The organism is Kocuria himachalensis (assembly GCF_054784195.1).
In genome coordinates, this window is sequence record NZ_BAAGPL010000018.1 from 26,420 (window position 1) to 29,346 (window position 2,927).

At 72.4% G+C, this 2,927-nt stretch carries 3 protein-coding genes and 3 tRNA genes; all 6 read right to left on the reverse strand.

Going from position 1 to position 2,927, the window contains the following annotated elements; all coding sequences use genetic code 11:
* Positions 1-63: 63 nt before the first annotated feature.
* Positions 64-615, reverse strand: a complete 552-nt coding sequence (locus tag ACYVM4_RS12250) for a DinB family protein (RefSeq protein WP_460668722.1) — start codon at positions 613-615, stop codon at positions 64-66.
* Positions 612-1,580, reverse strand: coding sequence for an NAD(P)/FAD-dependent oxidoreductase (locus ACYVM4_RS12255; RefSeq protein ID WP_460668723.1), 969 nt, complete (start codon positions 1,578-1,580; stop codon positions 612-614). Before ACYVM4_RS12255 ends, ACYVM4_RS12250 begins: the two co-directional genes overlap by 4 nt.
* Before the next feature lie 213 nt (positions 1,581-1,793).
* Positions 1,794-1,869 (reverse strand) — tRNA-Glu (locus tag ACYVM4_RS12260).
* 140 nt (positions 1,870-2,009) lie between these two features.
* A tRNA-Glu gene (locus ACYVM4_RS12265) sits at positions 2,010-2,085 on the reverse strand.
* Between the two features lie 22 nt (positions 2,086-2,107).
* A tRNA-Gln gene (locus ACYVM4_RS12270) sits at positions 2,108-2,179 on the reverse strand.
* An 88-nt stretch (positions 2,180-2,267) separates the two neighbouring features.
* Positions 2,268-2,927 (reverse strand): cupin domain-containing protein (locus ACYVM4_RS12275; protein ID WP_460668724.1); only part of this gene is annotated, 660 nt, incomplete at its 5' end.

Sequence of the window (2,927 nt, forward strand, 5' to 3'; positions counted from 1 at the left end):
GCCGGCGGACCCGACCCACCGCACCGTGCTCGCGACGGTCAGCGGCCAGGTGCGGGACGGGCCTCACGGGCTCGTCGTGCCCAGGGTGAGCTGGTGCCGGTGGTGCTCGAAGTGCGCGGTCCCGTAGCGGTAGACCTCCGCGAGGGTCATGGACCGCCGGAAGCACGGGTCCCAGGTGGTCGGGAAGGCCATGGTCCGCCGCAGGGACCCCTCGGTCTCCGTGTCCAGACCACGGTGCAGCACCTCCACCGTCCGGTCGAACCACCGCGTGAGCCGAGCACCCCGCACCACGGCGCCGCCGCCGCACGAGCCCAGATAGTTGATCAGGTGGAACGGCCGGCGCGCCGCGTCCAGGACCCGGGCGAACGCGCGGCCGCTGTCCGGTGGCATCGCGCCGACCACGCGCACGATCGGCCGGAGCCTGCGCACCACCAGGTATCCGAGGTACATGTGGAACAGCAGCTGCTGGTTCGACCAGCGGGTGCCGGACGAGCGGCGCCGCAGGTCGTCCCGTGCGGCGTGGGCGACGAGGGCGTGGAAGACCTCGCGCGACCGCTCCATCTCCTCGTGGATCCGCTGCCGGTCGACCGGACCCGTCAGGTCCTGTGGCGTCATACCCGGTGGCGTCCGGCGTGGGCCCGGCCGAGGTCCTCGGCCAGCAGGTCGGTGTTGACGGCGGTGCCGGTCTTGAGCCCGGCCGCCGCCGCGGCGAGGACCTGGGCGTGGAGGTCCGTGACGTTGCCCGCCACGTAGACGCCCGGCACGTCGGTGGCGCCCGTGGGCGCCGAGGGCACGCAGGTGCCGACGACATGGCCTTTCTCCTCCTCCTGGGACGTGCCCAGTCCGAGGGAGTCGATGAGGCTGGAGCGCACCGTGAAGCGCGGCACCACGACCACGGCCCGGCACGGCACGAGCTCGCCGGAGACCAGCCGCAGGCCGGTGATCCGGTTCTCGGCCACCTCCACGCGCGACACCTCGCCCGCCACGAATCCGATGCCGAGGGCGGCCAGCTGCTCGCGCTCCTCGTCGTCCGGTGCCGGGGCGGTGTGCTGCACGAACGTGATGTCGTGGCTCCACTGCCGGAACAGCTGCGCCTGGTGCACGCCCAGGGGGCCCGTGCCCAGCACCGTCAGCGGCTCGTCCCGCCACTCCCAGCCGTGGCAGTAGGGGCAGTGGATGACGTCGTGTCCCCAGCGCTGCGCCACGCCGGGGACGTCGGGCAGTTCGTCGGTCAGTCCGGAGGTGATCAGCACGCGGCGCGCCCGCACCGACCGGCCGTCCTCGAGCGTCAGGAGGAACCGGACGTCACCGTCCTCCTCGCCGGTGGAGCGCGCGGAGACCACCGTGCCGGCGACGACGTCCGCTCCGTAGCGGGTGATCTCGGCACGCCCGTCCGCGAGCAGGGCCCCCGGGGCGTCACCGTCCCGGCCGAGGTAGTTGTGGAGGTGCTCGGCGGGGTCGTTGCGCGGGGCCCCGGCATCCACCACCAGGACCGTGCGCCGGGCACGGGCCAGGCACAGCGCGCCGGCGAGGCCTGCGGGCCCGCCGCCGACGACGACCACGTCATAGCTCTCGTTCATTGCGTGTTCCTTCGTCCCGGGGTCGGTCTCGGCGACGGCCCTGCGCCGCCCTGCCAACGTAGCAGTGCGGGAGCCACGATGTAAGCCTGCTTAGTGATCGGTGACGCCGGGGGTCTCGTGGACGCGACCGTCAGGCAGGCCTGAAGAGGCTGCCCCGGGTCCCGGGGGAACGCAGAAGTCCCCCGGACCGTGTGGTCCGGGGGACTTCTGTCGTGGTGACCCCAGCGGGATTCGAACCCGCGTTACCGCCGTGAGAGGGCGGCGTACTAGGCCGCTATACGATGGGGCCCTGCCGAGCTGGACCGCGGTCTCCCGCGACCGGCCTCGTACACTGTACCAGGTCCCGGACCCTGTCCCGGACGCCGGTCAGGCCTCCGTGCCCGGACGTGAGAACACCCCCGGACCGTGTGGTCCGGGGGTGTTCTGCGGTGGTGACCCCAGCGGGATTCGAACCCGCGTTACCGCCGTGAGAGGGCGGCGTACTAGGCCGCTATACGATGGGGCCGTACTGATCCGATGGAGCAGTGCTGGGATACCAGGACTCGAACCTAGAATGACGGTACCAGAAACCGTAGTGTTGCCAATTACACCATATCCCACTGTCGTCCCCGGTCCGGCGGTTACCCGCGGCGACCGGCGCAACGCAAAAGAACTATACCGGCCTTCCGGCGGGGCGGCAAATCGCCCTCAGCCGCAGTAGCGGTCCTCGAGCTCGCGGTCGATGCCCCGGCGGCGGGCGATCCCCGCCAGCGCCCGGACGAGCGGTCCCAGCCAGCGGTAGAGCCCCGGCAGGTTGATGTCGGTCCACTGGATCAGCAGGGCCGTGCGGAGCAGGCTCTTCGGCCGGCCGTCCCGGCGGACCCGGCCGTCCCGGGCGAGCCCGTACAGGGCCACCAGGCCCCTCTCGAAGCCCTCGTGGGCGGGCCGCACCTCGACCACGAACCGGGCCGGCGTCCCCGCCGGGTTCTTCCAGCGGAACAGGTGGTCCTCGGGCACCTCGACCTCTCCGCCCGCGCCGAGATCCCGTACGACGTGGCCGACCTGGACCCGCAGCACGCCCTCCAGGACGCGCAGGCGCATCCCGAACCGGTGGTGGTAGTGGGCGAGCACCTCTCCCCCGGGCTCCACCTCGACGTGCAGCAGGGCGTGCTCGCCCCCCGTCGCGGCGCCGGTCAGCAGCCACGTGACGGTGTCCCGCTGCACGGGATTGCGGTGCTGCGGGCGCCCCGCGCGCATCGCCTCGATCTGCTCGTCGGTCCGGTCCATGGTGATCGCCCCCGTGTCCCAGGCTACGCCGGAGAGCCCCGGTGTGTGCAGATGACGTCCACGACGACGACGGGCCGGCCG